The sequence below is a fragment of the Mycobacterium sp. HM-7 genome, assembly GCF_053852335.1.
Genome location: NZ_CM132657.1, coordinates 2,808,271 through 2,832,742 on the forward strand (window position 1 = coordinate 2,808,271; position 24,472 = coordinate 2,832,742).

Consider the following 24,472-nt stretch of genomic DNA (forward strand, 5'->3'; position numbering starts at 1 on the left):
TCAGCGCACCGTCGCGAAGAACTTCCGCACATCGTCGACGAACAACTCGGGCTGCTCGAATGCGGCGAAATGACCGCCGCGCGACATCGTGGTCCAGTGGGTGATGTTGTAGTTGGCCTCGCACCAGGAACGCGGTGGGTGCCCGATCTCTTTCGGGAACGACGCGACGCCCGTGGGCAATTCGACCTTGGCCGCCCCGCCACCGAAGACCCGGAAGCTCTCCCAATAGATCCGGGCCGACGCCGCGCCCGTCGCGGTGGCCCAGTAGATCATCACGTCGTCGAGCATCTCGTCGCGACTCAGCGCGCTCTCCACATCGCCGTCGTGGTCGGTCCAGGACCAGAATTTCTCGACGATCCACGCCAGCTGCGCCACTGGTGAATCGACCAGGCCGTACCCGATGGTCTGGGGCCGGGTGGACTGCTGTTTGGCATATCCGGAGTCGTGGTCTTGATAATGCCGCAGCGCCGCCAAGGCCGCCTGCTCCTGCGCGGTGAACTCGGTCGCCCCCTTCGGGGGACGGCCCATCGGCATATTGGTGTGAATCGCGATGCAGTGTCCGACGTTTCGTCCGATCTGCGTCGTCACCGCACCGCCCCAGTCGCCGCCCTGGGCGCCGTAGCGGGTGTAGCCGAGTCGCACCATCAGCTCGTCCCACGCCCGCGCGATGCGCTCGACACCCCAGCCGGTCGCGGCCGGCTTGCCCGAGAACCCGAACCCGGGCAGCGACGGGCACACCACATGGAAGGCGTCCTCGGCGCGTCCACCGTGGGCCGTCGGATTCGTCAGTGGCTCGATGATCTTCTGGAACTCGGCGATCGACCCCGGCCACCCGTGCGTGATGACCAGTGGCAGCGCGTCGGGATGTGGCGACCGCTGATGGATGAAATGGATGTCCAGGCCGTCGATTTCAGTGACGTACTGGTCGAACCGGTTCAGTGCGGCCTCGCGAGCCCGCCAGTCATAGCCGTCCGCCCAATAATCGGCCAGCGCGCGGGTGTAACTCAGTGGGATGCCCTGGCTCCAGTCGTCGACGCACTCGGCCTCGGGCCAGCGGCTGTTGGTCAGGCGCTGGTGCAGATCGTCCAGCACCTCGTCGGACACGGCGATCTGAAAAGGCACGATGTCAGTCACAAGTATCCATTCTTATTCGATCGGTACGGAGGTGTGCGTGAGGCTCGACCGACCACGCAGCATCCGGCTGCCGCTGCTTCGCCAGTGCGGCCGTTCGGCGTTGTCGCACAGGCTGATCGCCGCGTCGGAGGCGAGGGTCCGGTGGGGCTCCTTCTTGGCGACATCGGCCAGCCGGGCGGCTTCGTTCACCGGGTCACCGATCACGGTGTACTCGTACCGGTTCTCGGCGCCGATGTTGCCGGCGAACACACTGCCGGCGCTGACCCCGATCCCGAAGTCGACCACCGGAAGCTGCTGCAGCGCAACGCCGAGCGTGCGAGCTGTCGCCAAGGCATCGGTGGCCGCGGAGTCCGAGCGCAGGGGAGCCCCGTAGATCGCCAGCGCGGCGTCACCCTGGAACTTGTTGATCAGGCCGCCGTGCTGGTCGACGGCGGCCACCACGATCCGGAAGAAGTCGTTGAGCACCGCGGCGATATCTGCGGGTGCCATGGTTTCGGCCATCCGGGTCGAGTTGGTCAGATCGATGAACAGCACCGCGACATCGCGCACCTCGCCGGCCACCGGCTCGTCGGACGACAGCGCCAGTCGCGCCACGTCCGGGCCGACGTGCCGGCCGAAGAGGTCCCGGAGCCGGTCGCGTTCGAGCAGTCCGGTCACCATGCGGTTGAATCCGCTTTGCAGGCGGCCGATTTCGGACTGCTCGTAGACGGGCACGGTGCGGCCGATGTGACCCCGTTCGACCTCGGCCATGGCGTCGACGACGTCGCGCACCGGATCGGAGATCGACAGCGAAACCACCATCAGCGCGCGCAGCCCCAGTGCCACCGACACCGCTGCCACGACCACGACGGGAATGTCCACCGACGCCGATTTGGGCATGAACCAGCCCATGTGGCGGCAGATGATCAGCACGGCGATGAACAGACTCGGCAGCGCGCTGTTCATCACCCACATGATCACCAGGCGCGCCAGCACCCCGGGCGTGCCGGTCCGGCCCAGATAGTCCTGAGTGGCCGCGGCCGCGAGGGGTCGGTAGCCGCGCTGGGTGAACAGCATGCCGGTGCTGAGCGTCGACATGGCGCCGAAGATGGCGGTCATGGCGAGCAGCGTCGCCGGTATCGGCTGATGATTGGTCGTGATCAGGGTGGCACCGCCGATGGCCCACACCACGGCGGACAGGGCCGCCTGCCGCTGCACGACGGTGACGGCGCGGCGCCGCTGGGTCTGGTCGGGTATCGCGGCGGCGGCGTACCAACGGGCGCTGTCGACAATGCTGCGATAACTGCCGATCGCCACAACCAGCGTGCCGAGCGTGACCACGGCGACCAGCGGCAGCAGGTTCGCCCGGCTCAGCAACGAACTGGCGGCACTGTGCGTTTCGGCGCACAGCGACACCACGGTCGCGACGACCTCGGCGGTGGTCAGCAGGTACGCGAAGGTGAATCCGACGGTGTAGCGGAGCGCGATGGAGGTGGCGCTTGGCCGGGTCGCGACGGGTTCGGTCACCGGGCACCCTCGACGATCACCACGTTCAGAATGCGCGGGCCGTGCACACCCTCGACGCGTTGCAACTCGATATCGCTCGTCGCACTGGGCCCGGAGATGAAGGTCAGGGGACGCGACGGGTCGAGCGCCGCGAAGGCTTGCGGCACGGTGTCGACGATCTGGTCGGCCCGGATGACGCAGATGTGATGGTCGGGCACCAGCGTCAACGCACGACGGCCCTGGGCCGCACCGGCATCCAGCACGATGGTGCCCGTCGCGGCGATCCCGAGGGCGCAGCCGGTCACCACCGCATCCACGCTGTCCAACACATCGATTCCGACAGGTGGGTCGTCGACGACGGTGCGCATGCCGGCCACCCAGTCCGGCGGTAGGTCGGCAGGGATCACCGCGGACCCGGTGCCGACAAGCGCCCCGATCGCCGTGGCGACCTCGCCCGCGCCCACGCGGTGGACCTGCGCCCGGTAGTCCTCGACCGTCTCGGCGAACAGCGCGATGTCACCGTTGCCGGTCAACGGTTGCCGCTCGTACTCGCGTGGCACGTGTACCGCGGCCGGCACATCGGATCCCAGTGCGGCGCTTATGCGGCCGAGCACGACCGCGCGGGCGTCGCTCATCGGTCGCCGCCGCGGTTGCGGGCCCACCACTGCCGGAACGTTTCCGCCGGTGGAGCCGGAATGTCGCGGCTCGCAGTCCATTTCGACGCCGGCCACGGTAGCCGGCTGATGCGGTGGTCCCTGCCCGCGAGCAGTCGCCCCGCGCCGAGAGCCTTCTCCGCCAATCCGAACCGCGCCGCGGACCCCATGGCCCATCCTGCGGTTTTCATCGCCAGATCCTGCCCGCTCGGCAACCCGCCGCGCTCTGAATCGACTTGGGCCGCACGCAGATGCACCAGGATCGACGGGATGTCGATGAGGACGGGGCAGGCGTCGAAACAGGCGCCGCACAGCGACGAGGCATACGGCAGGCTCGCGTTCGGATCGTCGTGACCGGTGGTGCCCGTCAGCTGCGGGCTCAGGATCGCGCCGATGGGGCCGGGATAGACCGAGCCGTATGCGTGCCCGCCGGTGCGTTCGTAGACGGGGCAGACGTTCAGGCAGGCGCTGCACCGAATGCAGTGCAGCGCAGCACGACCCACTTCGTCGGCGAGCACCCGGGTCCGGCCGTTGTCGAGCAGCACGAGGTGGAACTGCTGCGGGCCGTCGCCGCGGTGCACGCCGGTCCACATCGAGGTGTACGGGTTCATCCGCTCCGCGGTCGAGGACCGGGGCAGTAGTTGCATGAACACTTCGAGGTCGGTGAACCGGGGGATCACCTTCTCGATGCCCATGACCGTGATGAGGGTTTCGGGCAGGGTCAGGCACATCCGACCGTTGCCTTCGGATTCGACGACGGCCAGCGTCCCGGTCTCGGCGACCCCGAAGTTGGCTCCGCTTACGGCGACCTTGGCGGACAGGAACTTTCGCCGCAGGTGTGCGCGGGCGGCCATCGCCAGCACCCGGGGTTCGTCGGTGAGGTCCCCGGCGCCGGGCATCTCGCGTTCGAAGATCGCGCGGATCTCCGCGCGGTTGCGGTGGATCGCCGGGACCAGGATGTGGCTCGGCTTGTCGTGACCGAGTTGGACGATCAGTTCGGCCAGATCGGTTTCGACCGGCGTGATGCCCTGGGCCTCCAGGTACTCGTTGAGCCCGATCTCCTGCGTCGCCATCGACTTGACCTTGACGACCTCGTCGCTGCCGGTGGCCCGGATCAGTTCGGCGACAATGCGATTGGCTTCGTCCCCGTCGCGCGCCCAGTGCACGTGGCCGCCGCGGGCGGTGACATTGGCTTCCAACTCCGCCAGCAGTTCCGGTAGGCGGGCCAGCACGTCCTGTTTCAGTGCGCTGCCGGCGGCGCGGAGCTGCTCCCAGTCGTCGCATTCGGCAACGGCGGCAAGACGTTTGGCGCGGATGGCGCCGGTGGCATGGCCCAGATTGTGACGTAGCTGCGAATCGGCCAGTGCGGTGCGCGCCGCAACAGGGAAACTCTGGTCCCCACGCAGGTTGCCCACGCCGGGTTGTCCGAGAAACACCGCGGTCATGGTGTGGCCGCCAGGATTTCGGCCAGATGCACGGTGCGGACGGTGCTGCCGGCGCGGCTCAGGCCACCGCCGATGTGCATGAGGCACGACGAGTCACCCGCGGTACACACCTCGGCGGCCGTCACCGCGATGTTCGACATCTTGTCCTCGAGCATGGCCGTGGACACGTCGGCGTTCTTCAAGGCGAAGGTGCCACCGAAACCGCAACAGGATTCGGCATCAGGCAACTCGACGAGCGTCAGGCCCCGGACCTTGCGCAGCAATCGCAGCGGTTTGTCGCCGACGCCCAGCATCCGCAGCGAATGGCAGGTCGGGTGGTAGGTGACGCGATGTGGATAGTAGGCGCCGACGTCGTCGATGCCGAGTACGTCGACCAGGAACTCGGAGAGCTCGAAGGTGTGCGCCGCAAGTGTTTCGGCCTCGGCTGCCAGCTGACTGTCACCGGCGCGCCGCGCCACCATCGCATGCTGGTGACGCACCGAGCCGACACAGGAGCCGGACGGCGCCACGATGGCGTCGAAACCGGTGAACACGTCGACATGCCGACGTACCAACGGCACGGCCTCGCGCAGATAGCCGGTGTTGACGTGCATCTGCCCGCAACAGGTCTGCCCGGCGGGAAACTCCACGCGGTGGCCGAGCCGTTCCAGGAGCCGCACCGTGGCGATGGCGGCAGCCGGAAACATGGCATCGGCCAGGCAGGTCGCGAACAGGGCTATCCGCACCGGCCGACAGTACCCTTACTGTGCGTACCGGTCCGCCACGTCGAGGGCGCGGTCCAGGATCGCGAGCCCGGCGCGGACCTCGTCGTCGCCGGCGTTGCACGGCGGCACGACGTGGATGCGGTTGAAGTTGGTGAACGGCATCAGGCCGTTGTCCTTGCAAAATGCGACGACGGCGTTCATCGCATCGCTGGTGCCACCGTAGGGCGCCAACGGTTCCCGCGTGGCCCGATCCCTGACCAGTTCGACGGCCCAGAACACGCCCGCGCCACGCACCTCACCGACGCTGGGATGACGCTGCGCGAACTCGCGCAGAGCCGGTCCGATGATCTCCCTGCCGAGGCGGGCCGCGTTCTCTACCATGCCTTCGTCACGCATGGCGTTGATCGTCGCGACCGCCGCTGCGGTCGCCAATGGGTGCCCGGAGTAAGTCAGACCGCCCGGGTAGGCGCGCTCAGCGAAGGTCTGCGCGATGGCGTCGCTGATCGCGACGCCACCGAGCGGCACGTAGCCGGAGTTGACGCCCTTGGCGAACGTCAGCAGGTCCGGGACGACGTCGAAGTGGTTGATGGCGAACCACTTTCCGGAGCGGCCGAAGCCCGACATGACCTCGTCGGCGATCAACATGATGCCGTACTTGTCGCACAGGGCCCGGACGCCTGACATATAGCCGTGCGGCGGCACCATGATGCCCGCGGTGCCCGGGATGGACTCCAGGATGATGGCCGCGATGGTCGAGGCGCCTTCGAGCTCGATGACCCGCTGCAGCTCGGCGAGGGCCCGTTCGGATTCCTGCTGTTCGTTCTCGGCATGGAACACCGAGCGGTACAGGAACGGGCCGTTGAAGTGGACGACGCCGGCCGCGCCACGATCGTTGGCGAACCGCCGCGGGTCGCCGGTCAGGTTGATCGCGAGGTCGGTGCCACCGTGATAGGAGCGGTAGCGGGCGAGCACCTTGTGCTTGCCGGTGTGCAGCCGTGCCATGCGGACCGCGTGCTCGTTGGCGTCGGCCCCGCCGTTGGTGAAGAAGATGTGGTTCAGGTCGCCGGGGGTCAGCTCGGCGATCAGCCGGGCGGCCTCGGAGCGTGCGGCGTTCGCGTGCTGCGGTGCCACGGTGCACAACTTGGCGGCCTGTTCCTGAATCGCCGCAACGACTTTCGGGTGCTGGTGGCCGATGTTGGTGTTGACCAGCTGTGACGAGAAGTCCAGCAGGCGGTTGCCGTCGCCGTCCCAGAAGTAGCTGCCTTCGGCCGCGGTGATGGTCATGGGGTTGAGTGCGGCCTGGGCGGACCAGGAATGGAAGACGTGGGCGCGGTCGAGTTGGTAGGCGCGCTCGGCCTCGGCACGCATCGAGTCGATGGTGTGGCCGGCGGGCAGGACGTGGTCTGCGGCGAGGGTCATGTCAGGTCCTCTGTCTGGGTTTCGCGATCAGTTGTTCTCGGGGAAGCCCAGGTTGATGCCGCCGTGGCTGGGGTCGGCCCAGCGCTGGGTGACGGCCTTGGCGCGCGTGAAGAACTGCACGCCCTCAGGGCCGTAGGCGTGCGTGTCGCCGAACAGCGAGGCCTTCCAGCCGCCGAAGCTGAAGAACGCCATGGGAACCGGGATCGGGACGTTGATGCCGACCATGCCGACCTCGACCTCGTTCTGGAACCGGCGGGCCGCGCCACCGTCGTTGGTGAAGATCGCGGTGCCGTTGCCGTAGGGGTTGTTGTTGATCAGTTCCAGTGCCTCGTCGTACGTTTCGACGCGGACGACCGACAGCACGGGACCGAAGATCTCGTCGGTGTAGACGCTCATCTCGGGGGTGACGTTGTCGAGCAGCGTCGGACCCAGCCAGAAGCCGTCTGCAAGATCACCAGTGCCGTCGTCGATACCGACATTGCGGCCGTCGAGCACGACCTTGGCGCCCTCGGCCTCGCCGGCATCGATGTAGGAGGCCACCTTGTCGCGGTGCACCTTGGTGATGAGCGGGCCCATGTCCGAGTCCTTGGCACCATCACCGGTCTTGATGGCGGCGGCGCGCTCGACGATCTTGGCGACCAGGTCGTCGGCGATCGGACCGACCGCGACGCAGGCCGAGATGGCCATGCAGCGCTCACCGGCCGAGCCGAAGCCGGCGTTCACCATGCTGTCGGCGGCCAGATCCAGGTCGGCGTCGGGGAGGATCACCGCGTGGTTCTTGGCGCCGCCAAGGGCCTGCACGCGCTTGCCGGAGGCGGTGGCGGTCCGGTAGACGTACTGCGCGATCGGGGTGGAGCCGACGAACGAGACGGCCTTGATGGCGGGGTTGGTCAGCAGCTCGTCGACGGCGGTCTTGTCGCCCTGTAGGACGTTGAAGACGCCGTCGGGCAGGCCGGCTTCCTTCCACAGTTCGGCCATCCAGATCGAGGACGACGGGTCCTTCTCCGACGGCTTGACGACGACGGTGTTGCCGGCAGCGATGGCGATGGGGAAGAACCACATCGGCACCATGGCCGGGAAGTTGAACGGCGCGATGATGGCGACCGGGCCCAGGGCCTGCCGGATGTTGTAGACGTCGACGTTGGTGGAGGCATTCTCGGCGTAGCCGCCCTTGAGCAGATGCGGGATGCCGCAGGCGAATTCGACGACCTCGATGCCGCGGGCCACCTCGCCCATGGCGTCGGACAGCACCTTGCCGTGCTCGGCGGTGATGATCGCTGCCAGTTCCTCGCGGCGGGCGTTGAGCAACTCGCGGAAGGCGAACAGGGTCTGCACGCGCTTGGTGATCGAGGTGTCGCGCCAGGCCGGGAAAGCGGCCGCGGCGGCGTTGATGACGGCTTGCGCGTCCTCGACGCTGGCGAGCGCGACCTGACCGGTGACCTGGCCGGTGGCCGGGTTGGTGACCGGCGCGGCCTGTCCCGAGGATCCGGTGAAGATGTCGTTGTTGATCCAGTGGGAGATGGTCTGAGTCATCGTCTCGATTGGCCTTCCTGGTCGGAGCGGGTGTGCACTCAGCTTGCTCCGGCCAGACACCTGAATCGCCCGACAATCTGTATCAAGTTTCCATTCTCGATTTACACTTTGTAAATGCCGACCGTCGCCGCGATCGTCGCCCTCCCGGTGATTCAGCAGGGCGAGCCCGAGATTCTCTGTGCGCACGGTTTCGACAGCCCGATTCGTTGGGTGCACGTCAGCGACGTCCCGGACCTGTCGGACGTGCTGCAGGGCGGTGAACTGGTGCTGACGACCGGTGCCGCGCTGCGGGCCGCGCCCCTGGACTATCTGCGGTCGGTCGCCGCGGCGCACGCAGTCGGCGTGATCGTGGAACTGGGGGCGGGTGCCGTGCCGCTGCCGGTCAATGTCGGCGCCATCGCCGAGGAGCTCGGACTGGCCCTGGTCGCGGTACGCCGGGTGATCAAGTTCGTCGAGGTGACCGAACAGGTGCACCGCGTGATCGTCGCCGACCAGTACCAGGAGGTCGACTTCGCGCGGCAGACGCACGAGGTGTTCACCGATCTGAGCATGCGCCGGGCGACGCCCACGGGGATCGCGGAGGCGGCGGCGAATCTGCTTGGTGCGCCCGTCGTCCTCGAGGACCTCACCCACCAGGCGATTGCGGTGGCGACGGCCGGGCATCCCACCTCGGATGTGTTGCGGGACTGGCAACGTCGATCGCGGCAGCACGAGACCGGGGCCGAGCGGACGGACGACTGGGTGATCAGTGAGGTGGGTCGTGGCGACGAGGCGTGGGGCCGGCTGATCGCCCTGGGTGCGGCGGCGGAGGCAACGCGATTCACCATGGTGCTGGAGCGGGCGTCCCAGGCGCTGGTGCTGCACCGCATGGCCGAGCGCGGCCGCACTGACATCGAGCACCAGGCGCAAGCGGGATTGCTGGAAGACGTTGCACGCGAACGTATCCGATTCGAGGATGAAGCGACCGCGCGCGCCTTCGCGCTGGGCCTGCGCCCGGCGGCGCAGTATCTGCCCGCCACCCTGCGGATCGCCGGCTGGGCCCCGAAGCCCGGTTCGGACGCCGACCCGGTCTCCGAACAACGGCGCAGCGCACGCCTCCTCGACGTCGTCACCCGATCGGTGAAAGCGTTGGGACACAGCGGATTGTTCTCGCTGCGGGGGCCTGGTGAGATCGCGATGGTGCTGTCGCTCGACATGCGCCCGGGAGGTGGACTCGAACCGCTGGGCCGGGCGCTACGCCGCGATGCCGAACGCGCCGTCGACGCGCACGGCCTCGTGCTCGGCATCGGCACGCCGGCGCCGGGGTTGATCGACGCGATCCACCGCATCACGGACGCCGCCCACGTCGCCGAGGCGGCGCTGTCGCTGCCTGCTTCGCAGCGGGTCTGCTTCCGGGTCGCCGACATCCGGCTGCGCGGGCTGCTGTCGATGTTGCGGACCGATCCGCGGGTGCAGCGCTTCGCGGAAGGGGAGCTGCGTGCGCTGATCCTGCACGACATGGAAAGCGCCGGTGACGGGCTCCTCGATGTGCTGCGCGGATACCTCGAACTCGGCGGCAACAAGTCGGCGTTGGCCACGCGGCTGCACCTGAGCCGTCCGTCGCTCTACGCGAAGTTGAACCGCATCGAGCAGATTCTCGGCGTCGATCTCGCCGACGGCGAGTCGGCGACCTCGCTGCACGTGGCGCTGCTGATCCTGGAGACACGCAACGCTTTCGGTGGCGGCGGCGCACCGCTGTGACATGCTTCTGACCGTGTCGGGCACATCGCAGAACCGCCAGGGCAATGCCACCCGCGCCAAGTTGGTGAAGACGGCCGAGAAGCTGTTCGCCGAGCAGGGCGTGGACGCCGTATCTGTGCGCTCGGTCAACGCCGCGGCGGGCCTCGGCGCCGCGTCGGTGCACTACCACTTCGGTTCCAAGGACGAATTGCTGCGCGCGGTGGTCCTCGATCTGGGTGCGGCGGTGGGCACCGCCATTCAGGCCAATGTGGATGTGCTGGCTGCCAATTCGACTGCCGCGACGCCCGACGAGTTGGTCCGTGCCGTCACGGCGCCCTACCTGGAGCTGCTGCGCCGCCAGCGCACCCGGGGAATGCGCTGGATCAAGATCATGGCCCAGATCACGCAGGCCGGGCCGGCCGACGAGAACATCGAGCCCAAGCTGCGCGTCGCGCTGCTGGCGGAGGTCCGGCGGACCTTCCCGAACGCCGCCGAGGACCGGCTCGAGGCGCGGTGGGCGGTGTCGATCATGGGCTTCGTCCAGGGCCTGAGCCGCGCAGACGAATGGGACCGCGCCAAACTGTCGGCGCCTGCCCTGGAAGCGTTCTACGAAGACCTCGTGACGTTCGTCGTCGGTGGCACCGAGCGCCTGCTCAACTCTTAGCCCCAACTCCCGCGAGCCGGCCTGGGGGCACCTCCCGCTTGCGGGGGAGTTTGTACGGCAACACGCCGCGAACCGCGTGCAATTTCGTCACCCTCGCGGTTGGTGAGCGTACCCATATTTATGGATCACTTGATCCAATCAGTTGATCGGATTACAGTCGGCCGAGCAAGCCCGAGACATCCCTCACCGAGAACCAGGAGACCACCGTGAGCAGCGCTGCCCAGTGGAGCCCGACGTCCATGAAATTCGGGGCGTTCCTCGCTCCGTATCACCCGCTCGACGCGGACCCGGCGTTGCAGTTGCGCCGCGATATCGACCTGATGACCCACCTGGACCACCTCGGTTTCGAAGAGGCGTGGATGGGGGAGCACCACTCGACCGGCGCCGAGATCGTCCCGGCCCCAGACGTGTTCATCGCCGCGGCCGCCGAGCGCACCGAACGCATTCGCTTCGGTACCGGCGTGATGTCGCTTCCGTACCACCACCCGTTGATCACCGCGGACCGCATCACCCAGCTCGATCTGCAGACCCGCGGCCGCCTGATCGTCGGCACCGGCCCCGGCAAGATCCCGCTCGACGCGCACATGATGGGCATCACCACCACCAACCAGCGCCGCATGCAGGGCGAGGCGCTGGAAGCCGTGCTGCGCCTGCTGCGCGGCGAGGTGGTCAACATGGAGACCGACTGGTTCACGTTGCGCGACGCCCGCGCCCAGCTGCCCACCTACAACCCGGCGGGCATCGAGGTGGCCACCGCGTCGACCATTTCGCCCAACGGTTCGGTGCTGGCCGGCAAGCACGGCCTGTCACTGCTGTCGCTGGCCGCCAGCTCGCAGGCCGGCTACGAGTCGCTCGACCGCAACTGGGGTGTGTACGAACAGGTTTCGGCCGAGAACGGCTACGTGGCCGACCGGTCGACGTGGCGCCTGGTCAACCCGATGTTCATCGCCGAGACGCGCGAGGAGGCCGAGCGTGCGGTGAGCCGCCGGATCCATGCCATCGCCGAGTACGTCAACCGGCAGCAGAACATCAACCCCGAATGGGCGCAGACCCCGGCCGGCATCATCGACTACTGGCGTAACGAGTCGCTCGGTGAGTTCGGGCAGGCGATCATCGGCACGCCGGAGGACGCCATCGCCCAGATCGACCGCCTGATCGAGAAGACGGGCGGGTTCGGCACCCTGCTGATCATGCACGTGGACCTCGCCGACTGGGAGAACACCAAGCGCAGCTACGAGCTGTTCGCCTCGGAGGTCATCCCGCACTTCCGCCGGCGCAATGCCGGCCGCCAGGCGAGCCTGCAGTTCGCACAGGACAACTCCGAGCAGCTCATCGGCAACCTGGTCGGCGCCATCACCAAGGCCTACACCGATTACTACGGCAAGCCGACCGACTTGCCGGCCACCCCGGCGCCCGCCACTGACCTGACCACCGTAGGAGCCAAGGCATGAAGGCAGCACAGTTCATCGACGGCCGGTTCACCGTGACCGATGTGCCGGAGCCACCGGCCACCGGCCCCGGCCAGCTGCGGATCAAGGTGGCCGCCTGCGGCATCTGCGGCAGCGATCTGAGCATGTCCAAGGATCCGTGCCGGTTCGTGTCCGTCGCCGCGGGCGCCGGCTTCCCGTTCGCCGTCTTCGACGCCACCCGGCCGGTGGTCCTCGGCCACGAATGGGCCGGCGTCGTCGTCGAAACCGGTTCGGGCGTCGAGGATTTCAAGATCGGCGACCGCGTCACCGGCCTCGGTATCACCACCGAGCAGAACGGGATGCCGACGATCATCGGCTACTCCAACGACTATCACGGGGCCTTCGGCGAGTACATCGTCGTCGACGCGTTCTGGGTGCGGCATGTGCCCGACGGCCTGTCCCTCGAGCACGCCGCCCTGGCCGAGCCGTTGCACGTCGGTGAGATGCACATGCAGCAGTCGGGGCTGACGCCCGCGGACACCGCGCTGGTGATCGGCTGCGGCTCGATCGGCCTGGGCACCATCCTGGCCGCCAAGGCTGCCGGCGCACACCTCGTCATCGCCTCCGAGCCGTCGCCGAAGCGACGTGAGCTCGCCGCGAAGATGGGGGCCGACATCGTCGTCGACCCCGCTGAGCAGGACCCGATCGAGGTCTACAACGACTTGCTGGGCAGTGGCAAGACCGGTGGCGGTCTGCTGATCGCCTACGAGTGCAGCGGCCGGGTCGGCACGCTGAACACGCTGACCCACACGCTGCCGTGGGGGTCGCGGATTCAGGTGGTGGCCTCGCCGTTCGCCGAGGAGACGATCATCCCGGTGGTGGCGCAGATGCGGCAGATCGCGATCAACTTCGGGCACGGCCCGTACGAGCAGGCCTACGAGAAGGTGCTGGCCCGTCTGGCCGCCGGTGAGATCGACGCCGAGGCGCTGATCACCGGACGTACCGGGCTCGACGGCATCGCAGATGCCTTCTCGGCACTGCGGAATCCCGACGAGCACGTCAAGATCCTGGTACTCCCGTCTTGATCGTGAGCAGCGTTACCGACGTGTAGCCGTGTCGATCGCGGGACAGGCGGCCCTGGGTGCGGCACAGTTAACTGTATGGCCGGTCAAATGATTCCGAAGCCCAGCGACCTGAAGGCCGCGGCACAGTCCGCGGTCGATGCCGCCCAGTCCGCCGTCGAGATGACGCAGGCGGTGGCCAGCGGTGCTTTGCGCATTCCGCCGGCCTCCGTCCAACTCGCCGCGCAGGTACCCGATCTCATCGAGAACCTGGCGGTGGCCACCGAGCGGCTCAACACGACGATCGATCGAACCGAGCGGTTCATGGCGATGGCCGATCCCATGTTCCGCACGCTCGACGCGCTGCTGCCGCAACTCGAAGCCTTGGTGAACACCGGCAACGAGGTGTTCCGGCTGCTGTCGAACATTCCGGGGGTATCGAGGCTGAACCCGTTCGGCGCACCAAAGCCGCCGCCCCCGGCGAAATGATTGTCAGGGGAGCGCGGCGAAGCGGATGGCCAGCCCGTCGATGAACGACGTCAGGGCCAGTTCGAAACCGGCAGCGTCGATCTGGTCGGCCTTGCCGCGCAGCAGGTGCGCTTGGCCCATGTGTGGGTACCGGTCGCGGTAGACCTGCACGTCGTCGGTGAACCCGCGGGAGAAGGAGCCGACGGTCGAGCCCAGCACCAGTGACCGGGTGGCCGCGCCGATCAACGTCGCTTCCCGGGGTGGCCAGCCGGCGCCGACGAGGCCGCCGTGCACGGCATCGGCGATCCGCAGGCTGACGTCGCGACGGCCCGGTCCGGTCGCCAGGTAGGGCACGAGATTCGGGTGGGCTGCGAGCGCCGCCCGGTGGGAACGCGCCCACGCCGCCAGCGCGTCCTGCCAGTCGTCACCGCGGTCGAACCCGGACGTATCGATCTCCCCGGCGACCCGGCTCGCGACGGCATCGAGCACATCGTCCTTGGTGGGGTAGTGCTTGTAGAGCGACGACGCCTGCACGCCGAGTTCGGCGGCGAGTTTGCGCATCGACATTTCGGCCAGACCGTCGCGGTCGATCAACCCCAGCGCCGTGTCACGGATGAGTTCGCGGTTGAGCAGCGGCACGCGAGGCCTACCCATCTGCTTCTCCCTTGAATTAGCGAACGTCGTTAGCTTATGGTGACAGCAACAAGCTAACACTGTTCACCACTTCTGAGGAGATGTCTGTGAAACGCGAGGTCTACACCGAAGAGCACGAGGATTACCGGAAGATGATCCGGGCCTTCGTCGAGGCCGAGGTGACCCCGGTGTACGACGAGTGGTTCGAGAAGGGCATCGTGCCCCGCGAGTTCTACTACAAGCTCGGCGAACTCGGCATCTTCGGCGCGGAGATCCCGACCGAGTACGGCGGCGAGGGTCTGACCTCGTACAAGTTCCAGGCGATCCTCACCGAGGAACTGGCCCGGGCCGCGGTGTCCTTCGGTGGCTCCAGCGTGCATGTCGGCCTGTGTCTGCCCTACATCCGCGACATCGGTAACGAAGAGCAGAAGAAGCGCTGGTTCCCCGGCATGCTCAGCGGCGAGATCATGTTCGCGATCGCGATGACCGAGCCCGGTACCGGTTCGGACCTGGCCGGAATGCGCACCACCGCAAAGCTTTCCGAGGACGGCACCCACTACGTCCTGAACGGCTCCAAGACGTTCATCACCGGCGGTGTGCACGCCGACCGGGTGATCGTCTGCGCCCGTACCTCGGCCCCCAAGGAAGACGACCGTCGCTTCGGCATCTCGTTGCTGGTGGTCGACACCAAGCTGGAGGGCTACTCGGTCGGCCGTAAGCTCGACAAGCTGGGTCTGCGCTGCTCGGACACCGCCGAGCTGAACTTCACCGACGTCAAGGTCCCGGTCGAGGACATCCTCGGCGAGGCCGATCAGGGCTTCAACTACCTGGGCCAGAACCTGCCCCGCGAGCGGCTCGGCATCGCCGTCAGCGCTTACGCGCAGGCCAAGGCCGCGGTCCGGTTCGCCGTGCAGTACACCAAGGACCGCACCGTGTTCGGCAAGCCGGTGTCGTCGTTCCAGAACACCAAGTTCGAACTCGCCGCGTGCCAGGCCGACGTCGACGCGATGGAAGCCGTCGTCGACCGCGCCATGGAGGCCCACGACCTCGACGAGCTGTCCGCGGCCGACGCCGCCAAGGCGAAGTTGTTCTGCACCGATGCGGCCGCCCGCGTGATCGATCGCTGCCTGCAGCTGCACGGCGGCTACGGCTACATCAACGAGTACCCCATCGCCCGCCTGTACGCCGACAACCGCGTCGGCCGCATCTACGGCGGCACCAGTGAAGTCATGAAGATGATCATCGCCAAGGACATGGGCCTCTAAATCTGCTGTCGCACTGTGCGAAGGCGCCCGTCGGAGTAACTTCACTGTCGGGCGCCTTCCACATTTTTCCGGCTCGGGCGAGGTGCCCGAATCGAGGGAATGACGCAAGTGGCAGCCCCGCGACACCACGTGCACGTGTGCGACCACCCGCTCACGCGAGGGCAGGCGCGGCGACTCAGTCGGCGCTTCGCCGTCGCGGGCGTGCAGATCGAACCCGGACGCCTACAGGAGATCGCGGCGGGCGCGGCCACGGTCGGGGATGAACACATCGACGTCGCATTCGCGATGGTCGCGGTCGGCTACGTCGAGGATCGCCGCAGCGCAAAATTGACGCGCATTCGCCGCCGGATGGGCCGCTGGCTCCTGGTGGGTGCGATGATCGTGTTGAGTCTGTGTCTGCTCATCAGTTTGGCGATGGCCATGTTGACGCTGATGCAGCCGACGTTCACGGGGGTATGAGGAGTCGAGATCGAGAACGTACTGACGCGCTGGGCGATCGGCGTCATTGCCTTCGCGATGATCGTCGTCGCCGCTGTCCTGCCGTGGTACACGGCGCACAACGACCATGGCCGCGGTGCCATGAGCGGCTGGGGAATCTGGGACATCACGGGGAACCTCGGCGCCGAGCTGCGGCCGCTGCCCTTCGCCGTGCTGATTGTGCTCGCGGCCGGCACGATGATCGTCGCGGCGGTGCGCGCCATGTTCGGCATCGCGTTGGCGGCGGCGATCGCCTGCTTCGTCGTCAGCCTGTTGCCGTTGATGACGGGTGGCGCTGTCGACCGGCGGCTGGCCGGAAGTGATTCTGTCGCAGTGGTTCTCGGTCAGGCGGTGACTCCCATGATCGCCATCGGTCTCGTGGCCTGTGTGGTGACCTGGATCGGCTACGCGCGGTGCGTGCTGCGTGCGGCCCCGAAAGCCGAGGCCGAGGTCCAGCCGGCCTGACCGGCATTCCACTGATCGGACGTTCCACCTGTCCGGGCCGGCGCCCTGCGCTTTACTTCGGTCATGGGTGCACGAGAACTGTTCGGCGGCGGAGTCGCGGTCATCACGGGCGCGGGTTCGGGGATCGGGGCCGGCCTGGCCCGCTACGCGGCCCAGCTCGGGATGACGACGGTGCTGGCCGACGTCGACGCCGCGGCGATCGCCGCTCTGCGGGACGAGGTGACCGCCGCCGGTGCGACCGCCGTCGACGCGGTGTGCGACGTCCGCGATGCCGAGGCCGTGCAGGCCCTGGCCGACCGGGTCAACGGTGAGATCGGGCCGGTGCGGCTACTGGTGAACAACGCCGGCATCGAACAGTTCGGTTATCTGTGGGACACCCCCGTCGCCAACTGGGAACGCGTCATGGACATCAACGTCAGCGGCGTCTTCCACGGTGTCCGGGCCTTCCTGCCCGCCATGCTGGCGTCGGACCGGCCGGCGTGGGTGTGGAACATGTCGTCGGTCGGCGGGGTGTCGACGGTGCAGCTGCAGGCGCCGTACATCGTCAGCAAGCACGCCGTGCTGGCCCTGACCGAGTGCCTGCGCGTCGAGGTCGAACTGGCAGGTCACGACGACCACATCTGTGTGCAGGCGGTGCTGCCCGGTCCCGTGCAGTCGAACATCTTCACCGCGGCCGGTGGCGTGGACAACGGCGGGGGTGCAGGGGCTGACGCTTCAGAATCGGAGCGGACGGCGATGCATCAGCTCACCGCCATGGATCCGCTCGCGGCCGCCGAGGCCATCTTCGACCAGTCGGCCGCGGGCGGGTTCTACCTGACCACGCACCCTGACGCCGTCGCCGGCGCCATGGCCGAACGGGCCCGGGTGCTCAGCGAGCAGGCCGTCCCGAAACTGCGCGCCCGCCGCTTCGCCACCCAGTGACACCTCACTCCAGCGAGGCGAGCAGCGCGGCCAGACCGTACTCGAACACCGCGTCGTAGTCGGTGGGCGAACGCAGGGCCTCGACCAGATGCTGGTCGGGCCAGTCGTCACCCCACAGCGAAGGGTCTTCTTCCTCGTGCTCACCGCTGCGGATGGCCGAAAACTGCATCAGCGCAGACGAAATCACGTGCACCTCGATGGACCGCAACGCCAGGGCCGCCCGGTTGCCGGTGATGCCGAGCGCGGCCAGTTCGGCGGCGAGGGTCTGCTGCACCGGCTGGAACAGCGAGGGAGTGCGGTCGCGTTCGTGCGCGATCGCCATCAGATGCTGGCGTTCGATGAGCGCGGTGCGTTGTGCGCGGGCCAGCGCGGCGATGCGGTCCGCCGGAGTGTCGCCGGTCGCGGGCAGGCTCGCCATCACCTCGATGAGTCGGTCGATCAGATGGTCGAACAGTTTGTCGCGGCCCCCGACGTGCCAGTAGATGGACGTGACGGCGACGCCGAGATGCTCGGACAGGCTGCGCATGGAGAAGCCCTCGACGCCGTCGCGTTCCAACAGCGCCGCAGCGGTATCCAGGATCAGTTGAGCGTCAACAGTTTTCGACGTGCCATCCGACCCGCGTTGGGTTGCCTCGGCCATGGCCACCTCCTTCCGGTTTGCCGAACACCTAATCACACCCAATCGTGACCAGTCGCTAGATCTCCGTCGCATCACGGTGTAACACTGTTACAGTACTGCCGCTGACGGACGATCGCGGGCAGCGACAAGGGAGCAGATGTGTTCGATCTGAAGATCACCGGCGGCACTGTCGTCGACGGCACCGGCGCCGACCGGTTCACCGCCGACGTCGCGATCAAGGACGGCAAGATCGTCGAGGTCCATCGCCGCGGACCGAATGACCCTGTGCTGGCCGGGAATTCGGCCGAGACCATCGACGCGGGCGGCAAGATCGTCGCTCCCGGGTTCGTAGACATCCACACCCACTACGACGGCCAGGTCAGCTGGGACAGCGTGCTGGAGCCGTCGAGCAACCACGGCGTGACGACGGTGGTCGCGGGCAACTGTGGCGTCGGCTTCGCGCCCGTGCGACCCGGTCAAGAGGAATGGCTGATCGCGCTCATGGAGGGCGTCGAGGACATCCCGGGCACCGCCCTGACCGAGGGCATCACCTGGGGCTGGGAGAGCTTCGGCGAGTACCTCGACGTCGTCGGACAGCGTGAACTGGCCGTGGACATGGGTGCCCAGATCGCGCACGGCGCGGTCCGCGCCTACGCCATGGGGGAGCGCGGCGCCCGCAACGAACCGGCCAATGCCGACGACATCAAAGCCATGGCGAAGCTGGTCCAGGAAGCGATCGAGGCCGGCGCCCTTGGCTTTTCGTCGTCGCGGACACTGGCCCACCGCGCCATGGACGGCGAACCGGTGCCCGGTACCTTCGCCGCCGAGGACGAGTTGTTCGCTCTCGGCCGGGCCACCGCGGCCGGCGGGGCGGCGGTCTTCGAGCTGGCGCCGCAGGGCGCGGCCGGCGAGGACATCATCGCGCCACGCAAGGAACTCGACTGGATGCGCCGGCTGGGCGAGGAGATCGACTGCGCCCTGAGTTTCGCGCTCATCCAGGTCGACGCCGATCCCAACCTGTGGCGCGAGCAGCTCGACCTGTCGGCTGCGGCACACCAGGCCGGCAGCAGGTTGTTCCCGCAGGTGGCGGCGCGGCCGTTCGGCATGCTGCTCGGCTTCCCCGGCCACCACGCCTTCACCCACCGGCCGACCTACCGCCGGCTGGTCGCCGAATGCACGCGCGAGGAGCTTGCCGAGAAGCTGGCCGAACCCGCGGTGCGGGCCGCGATCCTGGCGGAAGACGACCTGCCGATCGATCCCACCAAGCTGTTCGACGGCATGTTCATGCTGGCCCAGAATGCGGCAAATCGCCTGTACCACATCGGCGAACCGCCGGACTACGAACCGACCGTCGAGCGCACCGTCGCGGCGATCGCGCAGCGGCGCGGCCTGGATCCATTGGCCGCGATGTACGACCTGATGCTCGAGGCCAGCGATGGTTCCCCGGCCGGCGCCATGCTCATGTACCCCATGTTCAACTATGCCGACGGCAACCATGACGCCATCCGCGAGATGCTCACCCATCCGGCCGGTGTGCTCGGGCTGTCCGACGGGGGCGCGCACTGCAGCATGATCTGCGACGCGTCGTACCCGACGTTCCTGCTCACGCACTGGGCCCGGGACCGCCATCGCGGCGAGAAGCTGCCGCTGGAGTACGTCATCCGGAAGCAGTCGCACGACACCGCCCAGCTCTACGGCATGTCCGACCGCGGCGTCATCAGCGTGGGCAAGAAGGCCGACCTCAACGTCATCGATCTGGAGGCGCTGACGTTGCATGCGCCGAAGATGGTGCATGACCTCCCGGCCGGCGGAAAACGGTTGGTGCAGGGCGCAAGTGGATACGACGCGACGATCGTCAGCGGTACCGTCACCCGCCGGCACGGCATCGACACCGGCGCACGTCCCGGCCGTCTGGTCCGCGGCGTCCGATAACCCACGGCCACCGGACCGGGCGCGCTCCTGCGCAGCGGTGCAGCCATTTTCAAAGCGCGCTGACGCGTCTGCGCGAGTCGTGGTGAGCGCCACAGCCAGTGACTGGTGTTCATGCCTAGGCTGGACCCATGACTCCGGGCAGCGGCCTTTTCCAGATCGAGGACTGCATCGACGAAGCGGGGACGGTGACGCTCCCGCCCGGCGCGACGCTGATCGCCTTGATCGAGGGGAATGTGGCACATCTGCCCGACACCGTGGCATACCGCTACCTGGACTACTCCGGCACTGAACCGCGAACCTTTGAATTGACCTGGTCCGAACTCGGGGTGCGCCTGGCCGCCATCGCCGCCCGGGTACAGGCCGTCACCGAGCGCGGCGATCGAGTTGCCATCATGGCGCCGCAGGGACTCGACTACGTTGCCGGCTTCTTCGCGGCGATCAAGGCCGGCGCCGTTGCGGTGCCGCTGTTCGCGCCCGAATTACCGGGGCATGCCGAACGTTTGGACACCGCGCTCCATGACGCGCGCCCGGCTGCGATCTTGACGACGACCGCGGCGCGGCCGGCCGTCACCGAGTTCCTCTGCGCGCACCAGGACTTGGGCAGCCCGGCAGTCATCGCCATCGACGAGGTGCCGGACGAGGCGGGCGTTTCGTTCGAACCTGTCCACCTCGAGATCGACGACGTCTCGCACCTGCAGTACACCTCGGGGGCCACCCGCCCGCCCGTCGGCGTGGAGATCACCCATAAAGCGGTGGGCACCAACCTGATTCAGATGATCCTGTCCATCGACATGTTGGATCGCAATACGCACGGCGTCAGCTGGCTGCCGCTGTATCACGACATGGGGCTGTCGATGATCGGCTTTCCCACGGTGTACGGCGGTCACTCGACGTTGATGTCACCCACCGCGTTCGTTCGCCGGCCGCTGCGGTGGATTCAGGCGTTGTCGGACGGCTCGAAGGTCGGCCGAGTGGTCACTGCCGCTCCGAATTTCGCCTACGAATGGGCGGCGCAGCGTGGTGCGCCGGGCCCGGGTGACGACATCGACCTGGCGAATGTGGTGATGATCGTCGGTTCTGAGCCGGTCAGCATGGACGCCATCAAGAGCTTCAACTCCGTCTTCGAATCGTATGGACTCCCGAAGACGGCGATCAAGCCGTCGTACGGCATCGCCGAGGCAACGCTTTTCGTGTCCAACATCGCGCCAGACGCGGAGGCGACGGTACGGTACTTCAACCGCGAGCAACTGGCGTCCGGGGTAGCCGTGCCGGTGTCCGAGGGCGCACCGTCTGCGGTTGCGCAGGTGTCCTGCGGCCAGCCGGCCAGTAGTCTCTGGGTGGTGCTGGTGGACCCCGCCACCGGGACCGAAGTGCCCGACGGGCGCACCGGTGAAATCTGGCTGCAGGGCAACAACATCGGCCGCGGATACTGGGGCCTGCCGGAGGAAACTCAAGCGGTTTTCCACGCTCGACTACGACGTGTCCTGCCACAGAACAGCCACGCCGACGGCGCTGATATCGACGGATTCTGGTTCCGCACCGGCGATCTGGGTTTCTACCTCGACGGCGAACTGTACGTCACGGGCCGGTTGGCCGACGTGATCACGATCGGCGGACAGAACCACTACCCGCAGGACATCGAGATCACCGCCGCTGACGCGTCGCCTCTGGTCAGGCGCGGCTACGTGACGGCCTTCACCGTGCCGGCAGCTACTGGGGAACAACTGGTGATCATCGCCGAACGCGCCGCCGGCACGGCGCGCAGTGACCCACAGCCCGCCTTCGCCGCGGTCCGCACTCTGGTCTCCGAGCGTCATGGTGTGACCGTCGCCGACGTACGGCTGCTGCCGGCCGGCGGTATCCCGCGCACCACGAGCGGGAAGCTGGCACGCCGCGCCTGCCGCGCCGCCTACCTCGACGGCACGCTGTAGTTCCGTTCGGGCCATCGGCGACCCGCTGCGCTATGAAGTTCTTCATAATCCAGTGGGCTCGGCGCAGCTATGGCGCGCGTTTTCCCGGCAGTGACGTGCGGTATTGACTCCCTGATATGAAACCCATCATAATTCGGGACGATTGATCCGACCGTCAGGAGTCGCCAGATGCCGCCCGACACTCGTCAGTCGATGGTGCTCGCCGCTGTCGAGCTGCTGCGCGAGCGCGGCGTCGACGGTGTCACGCTCGACGACGTGCTGAGCCGTAGCGGCGCACCCAGGGGGTCGATCTACCACCACTTTCCGGGCGGGCGCGCGCAGATCATCGACGAGGCCGCGCAGCTGAGTGGTGATGCCATCTCCCGGCTGATCTCCCGAGCGGCACCTGACGGACCTGCCGCCGTTGTCGACGCCGTGACCGGATTCTGGCGGAAGCTGCTGCGCCAGAACAACTTTGCTGTCGGGTGCCCGGTGGTTTCCATCGCGGTCAGCGCCGCGCCGGACACCGCCCTGGTCCGGCACGCGAGTCAGATCTTCCGCACCTGGCATCAGTTGGTCACCGACTGTCTGGTGGCGGACGGCCTCGACACCGCAGTCGCCCGCCGCCTCGCGACCATGTCGCTCGGCGCCATCGAAGGTGCCATCACCATGTGCCGGGCCACGGGGAGCTCGCAGCCGCTCGACGACGTCAACGCTGAGCTCAAGCTCCTACTGACAGCCCGGGCCCTGTTTGCCGCCGCCGAAACTACCCCGAAGGGAAGTTGAAATCATGGAGTGGACCGGTGCGGTGTATGCCGACGCCCCGACCGTCGAGGTTTCGACGTGGATCGACGCGCCCGTGGCACGGGTGTGGGAACTCGCCTCGGACATCACCGTGATGCCCGAGTGCAGCCCGGAGCTGAAGCGGGTCGAGTGGCTCGGCGGCTGCGACAAGCCTTGTCTCGGTGCGCGATTCGTCGGCTACAACAGCCACCCCGCACTCGGTGAATGGTCGACGGAGTCCGAGATCGTCGAGTACGAACCGCAGCAGGTGATGGCTTGGGCCATCGGCGATGCCACGAATCCGACCGCAACCTGGCGGCTCAGCCTGAACCCCGAGGGCACTGGAACCCGGCTCGCGCAATGGGTTCAGATGGGCCCCGCGCCTTCTGGTCTCTCGATCGCGATCGCCCAGATGCCGGACAAAGAGCAGAAAATCGTCTTCAACCGGCTCCGCGAATTCGAGGCCGGTATGCAGTGCGCCATCGAGTACATCAAGCAGCGGGCCGAAAACTGATGCGGGCCGCGACGACGGTCGAGGCCGACAGCCTCGGAAACTGGAACCACCAACGGACGTTCGTCTCCGAGGCCGAGAAGATGGGGCTCGACATCTGTTGGGTCGCCGAGGCGTGGGGCTCCGACGCACCGTCCGCACTGGGCTTCTACGCGGCGAGCACAGAGCGGATGTTGTTGGGCTCGGGCATCATTCAGCTCGGCACCCGCACGCCGGTGGCCATCGCCCAGGCCGCGATCACGCTGTCGAATCTGTCGGGCGGACGCTTCCTGCTGGGCCTGGGCGCATCGGGGCCCCAGGTAATCGAGGGACTGCACGGCGTACCGTTCGCCAAGCCGCTGGGACGGATGCGGGAGACCATCGACATCATCCGGCAAGCGGTCGCAGGCGATCGGGTCTCATACTCCGGCAAGCAGTTCCAGATCCCGTTGCCGGGCGGCGATGTGAAGCCCATGCGGTTGTCGATGCGGGCCGAGCACGAAATCCCGCTGTACATCGCCAGTCTCACGCCCGCCATGCTGCGTCTCACCGGCGAGGTCGCCGACGGCTGGCTCGGGACGAGCTTCGTGCCCGAGGGCGCGGACGATGCGTATTTCGCGCACCTCGACGAGGGGTTGACCCGCTCACAACGCACCCGCGACGATCTGGACATCTGTCAGGGCGCGGAAGTGTCATTCGCGCGTGACGAGGCGCATCTCAAAACCATGATCGACGCCCGGAAGTCAGAGTTGGCGTTCAGCCTCGGTGGAATGGGTTCGGCCTCAACCAATTTCTACAACCAGGCGTACAGCCGCCAGGGTTGGGCCGAGGTCGCGGCCGCGGTCCGCGAACGCTGGCAGTCCGGTGACCGCGATGGCGCGGCGGCGCTGATCACCGACGAGATGATCCTGGCCACCACCTTGATCGGCACCGCGGACATGGTGCGCGACCGCCTGCAGGTGTGGTGCGATGCCGGCGTCGACACCGTGCGCGTCTACCCGGCGGGTGACACCCTCGAGGAGCGGTTCACGACGCTCGGCGCGGCAATCGACTTGGTGCACTCGATCAGCAGGTAGGGCCGCCGCGAACCAGCCGCGAACCAGCCGCGAAGCTGACGGCGGCGGCAGATCAGCGGCACATCATAGGGAGATCCCTTATTTGCTGGATCGCGGTCCGGTCGTAGCGTCGAACCGTGGTTGAGGTTGGCCAGCACATCGCGATTTCATCTGCCAATTCCAGTGCCGAGGAGATGCCATGCCCGTCCGAATGAGAAGCCTGAAACG

23 protein-coding genes are annotated in these 24,472 nt (G+C 67.4%); 14 read left to right on the forward strand and 9 right to left on the reverse strand.

Features of this window, described 5'->3' with window-relative positions:
• Genes ACWW1C_RS13505 through ACWW1C_RS13535 form a run of 7 tightly spaced genes read right to left on the reverse strand, consistent with a single transcriptional unit; the run spans position 1 to position 8,373 of the window.
• Entirely contained in the window at positions 1-1,125 is a 1,125-nt protein-coding gene (locus ACWW1C_RS13505; protein ID WP_455984273.1) for an epoxide hydrolase family protein, read from the reverse strand.
• 21 nt (positions 1,126-1,146) lie between these two features.
• Entirely contained in the window at positions 1,147-2,640 is a 1,494-nt protein-coding gene (locus ACWW1C_RS13510) for an adenylate/guanylate cyclase domain-containing protein (protein ID WP_455983892.1), read from the reverse strand.
• Positions 2,637-3,254 (reverse strand): LutC/YkgG family protein, encoded by a 618-nt coding sequence (locus ACWW1C_RS13515; RefSeq protein ID WP_455983893.1) that lies wholly within the window; start codon positions 3,252-3,254, stop codon positions 2,637-2,639. The genes ACWW1C_RS13510 and ACWW1C_RS13515 overlap by 4 nt, the downstream gene beginning before the upstream one ends.
• Entirely contained in the window at positions 3,251-4,717 is a 1,467-nt protein-coding gene (locus ACWW1C_RS13520; protein WP_455983894.1) for a LutB/LldF family L-lactate oxidation iron-sulfur protein, read from the reverse strand. Before ACWW1C_RS13520 ends, ACWW1C_RS13515 begins: the two co-directional genes overlap by 4 nt.
• Complete coding sequence (locus ACWW1C_RS13525; protein ID WP_455983895.1) at positions 4,714-5,442, reverse strand: (Fe-S)-binding protein; 729 nt, start codon at positions 5,440-5,442, stop codon at positions 4,714-4,716. Before ACWW1C_RS13525 ends, ACWW1C_RS13520 begins: the two co-directional genes overlap by 4 nt.
• Positions 5,443-5,457: 15 nt before the next feature.
• Positions 5,458-6,840 (reverse strand): aminotransferase class III-fold pyridoxal phosphate-dependent enzyme, encoded by a 1,383-nt coding sequence (locus tag ACWW1C_RS13530; RefSeq protein WP_455983896.1) that lies wholly within the window; start codon positions 6,838-6,840, stop codon positions 5,458-5,460.
• Between the two features lie 27 nt (positions 6,841-6,867).
• Entirely contained in the window at positions 6,868-8,373 is a 1,506-nt protein-coding gene (locus ACWW1C_RS13535) for a CoA-acylating methylmalonate-semialdehyde dehydrogenase (protein WP_455983897.1), read from the reverse strand.
• 114 nt (positions 8,374-8,487) lie between these two features.
• Here ACWW1C_RS13535 and ACWW1C_RS13540 point away from each other — a divergent pair, with 114 nt between their 5' ends.
• The 5 genes from ACWW1C_RS13540 to ACWW1C_RS13560 all read left to right on the forward strand — a co-directional run bounded on the left by ACWW1C_RS13540 (position 8,488) and on the right by ACWW1C_RS13560 (position 13,715).
• Entirely contained in the window at positions 8,488-10,113 is a 1,626-nt protein-coding gene (locus ACWW1C_RS13540; protein WP_455983898.1) for a PucR family transcriptional regulator, read from the forward strand.
• A 13-nt stretch (positions 10,114-10,126) separates the two neighbouring features.
• On the forward strand, positions 10,127-10,756 hold the full coding sequence (locus ACWW1C_RS13545; RefSeq protein WP_455983899.1) for a TetR/AcrR family transcriptional regulator: 630 nt from the start codon (positions 10,127-10,129) through the stop codon (positions 10,754-10,756).
• A 206-nt stretch (positions 10,757-10,962) separates the two neighbouring features.
• Positions 10,963-12,207 carry an LLM class flavin-dependent oxidoreductase gene (locus ACWW1C_RS13550; RefSeq protein WP_455983900.1) on the forward strand — a complete coding sequence of 415 codons (1,245 nt, stop codon included), beginning with the start codon at positions 10,963-10,965 and terminating at the stop codon, positions 12,205-12,207.
• A complete protein-coding gene (locus ACWW1C_RS13555) occupies positions 12,204-13,250 on the forward strand; it encodes an alcohol dehydrogenase catalytic domain-containing protein (protein WP_455983901.1) in 1,047 nt (348 codons plus the stop codon). Before ACWW1C_RS13550 ends, ACWW1C_RS13555 begins: the two co-directional genes overlap by 4 nt.
• A 75-nt stretch (positions 13,251-13,325) precedes the next feature.
• Entirely contained in the window at positions 13,326-13,715 is a 390-nt protein-coding gene (locus tag ACWW1C_RS13560) for a hypothetical protein (protein ID WP_455983902.1), read from the forward strand.
• Positions 13,716-13,718: 3 nt separating this feature from the next.
• Here ACWW1C_RS13560 and ACWW1C_RS13565 read toward each other — a convergent pair whose 3' ends face one another.
• The gene (locus tag ACWW1C_RS13565; RefSeq protein WP_455983903.1) at positions 13,719-14,348 is read right to left on the reverse strand and encodes a TetR/AcrR family transcriptional regulator; all 630 of its coding nucleotides are present in this window, start codon (positions 14,346-14,348) and stop codon (positions 13,719-13,721) included.
• Positions 14,349-14,434: 86 nt separating this feature from the next.
• Here ACWW1C_RS13565 and ACWW1C_RS13570 point away from each other — a divergent pair, with 86 nt between their 5' ends.
• From ACWW1C_RS13570 to ACWW1C_RS13585, 4 genes are all read left to right on the forward strand, one after another.
• Entirely contained in the window at positions 14,435-15,592 is a 1,158-nt protein-coding gene (locus tag ACWW1C_RS13570) for an acyl-CoA dehydrogenase family protein (protein WP_455983904.1), read from the forward strand.
• A gap of 108 nt (positions 15,593-15,700) precedes the next feature.
• Positions 15,701-16,051: a hypothetical protein gene (locus ACWW1C_RS13575; protein ID WP_455983905.1), complete on the forward strand. Its 351-nt coding sequence runs from the start codon at positions 15,701-15,703 to the stop codon at positions 16,049-16,051.
• A gap of 57 nt (positions 16,052-16,108) precedes the next feature.
• Entirely contained in the window at positions 16,109-16,534 is a 426-nt protein-coding gene (locus tag ACWW1C_RS13580) for a hypothetical protein (protein ID WP_455983906.1), read from the forward strand.
• Positions 16,535-16,597: 63 nt separating this feature from the next.
• Positions 16,598-17,455, forward strand: coding sequence for an SDR family NAD(P)-dependent oxidoreductase (locus ACWW1C_RS13585; RefSeq protein WP_455983907.1), 858 nt, complete (start codon positions 16,598-16,600; stop codon positions 17,453-17,455).
• A 4-nt stretch (positions 17,456-17,459) separates the two neighbouring features.
• Here the strand turns inward: ACWW1C_RS13585 and ACWW1C_RS13590 are convergent, their stop codons facing one another.
• Complete coding sequence (locus ACWW1C_RS13590) at positions 17,460-18,095, reverse strand: TetR/AcrR family transcriptional regulator (protein WP_455983908.1); 636 nt, start codon at positions 18,093-18,095, stop codon at positions 17,460-17,462.
• Positions 18,096-18,233: 138 nt separating this feature from the next.
• On the opposite strand from ACWW1C_RS13590, the gene ACWW1C_RS13595 reads away from it, so the two are divergent.
• From ACWW1C_RS13595 to ACWW1C_RS13615, 5 genes are all read left to right on the forward strand, one after another.
• Positions 18,234-20,006, forward strand: coding sequence for an N-acyl-D-amino-acid deacylase family protein (locus tag ACWW1C_RS13595; protein WP_455983909.1), 1,773 nt, complete (start codon positions 18,234-18,236; stop codon positions 20,004-20,006).
• Positions 20,007-20,134: 128 nt separating this feature from the next.
• Positions 20,135-21,937: a fatty acyl-AMP ligase gene (locus ACWW1C_RS13600; RefSeq protein ID WP_455983910.1), complete on the forward strand. Its 1,803-nt coding sequence runs from the start codon at positions 20,135-20,137 to the stop codon at positions 21,935-21,937.
• A gap of 168 nt (positions 21,938-22,105) precedes the next feature.
• A complete protein-coding gene (locus ACWW1C_RS13605; protein WP_455983911.1) occupies positions 22,106-22,702 on the forward strand; it encodes a TetR/AcrR family transcriptional regulator in 597 nt (198 codons plus the stop codon).
• 4 nt (positions 22,703-22,706) lie between these two features.
• A complete protein-coding gene (locus ACWW1C_RS13610) occupies positions 22,707-23,213 on the forward strand; it encodes an SRPBCC family protein (RefSeq protein WP_455983912.1) in 507 nt (168 codons plus the stop codon).
• Positions 23,213-24,265, forward strand: coding sequence for an LLM class flavin-dependent oxidoreductase (locus ACWW1C_RS13615; protein WP_455983913.1), 1,053 nt, complete (start codon positions 23,213-23,215; stop codon positions 24,263-24,265). Before ACWW1C_RS13610 ends, ACWW1C_RS13615 begins: the two co-directional genes overlap by 1 nt.
• Positions 24,266-24,472 lie beyond the last annotated feature (207 nt).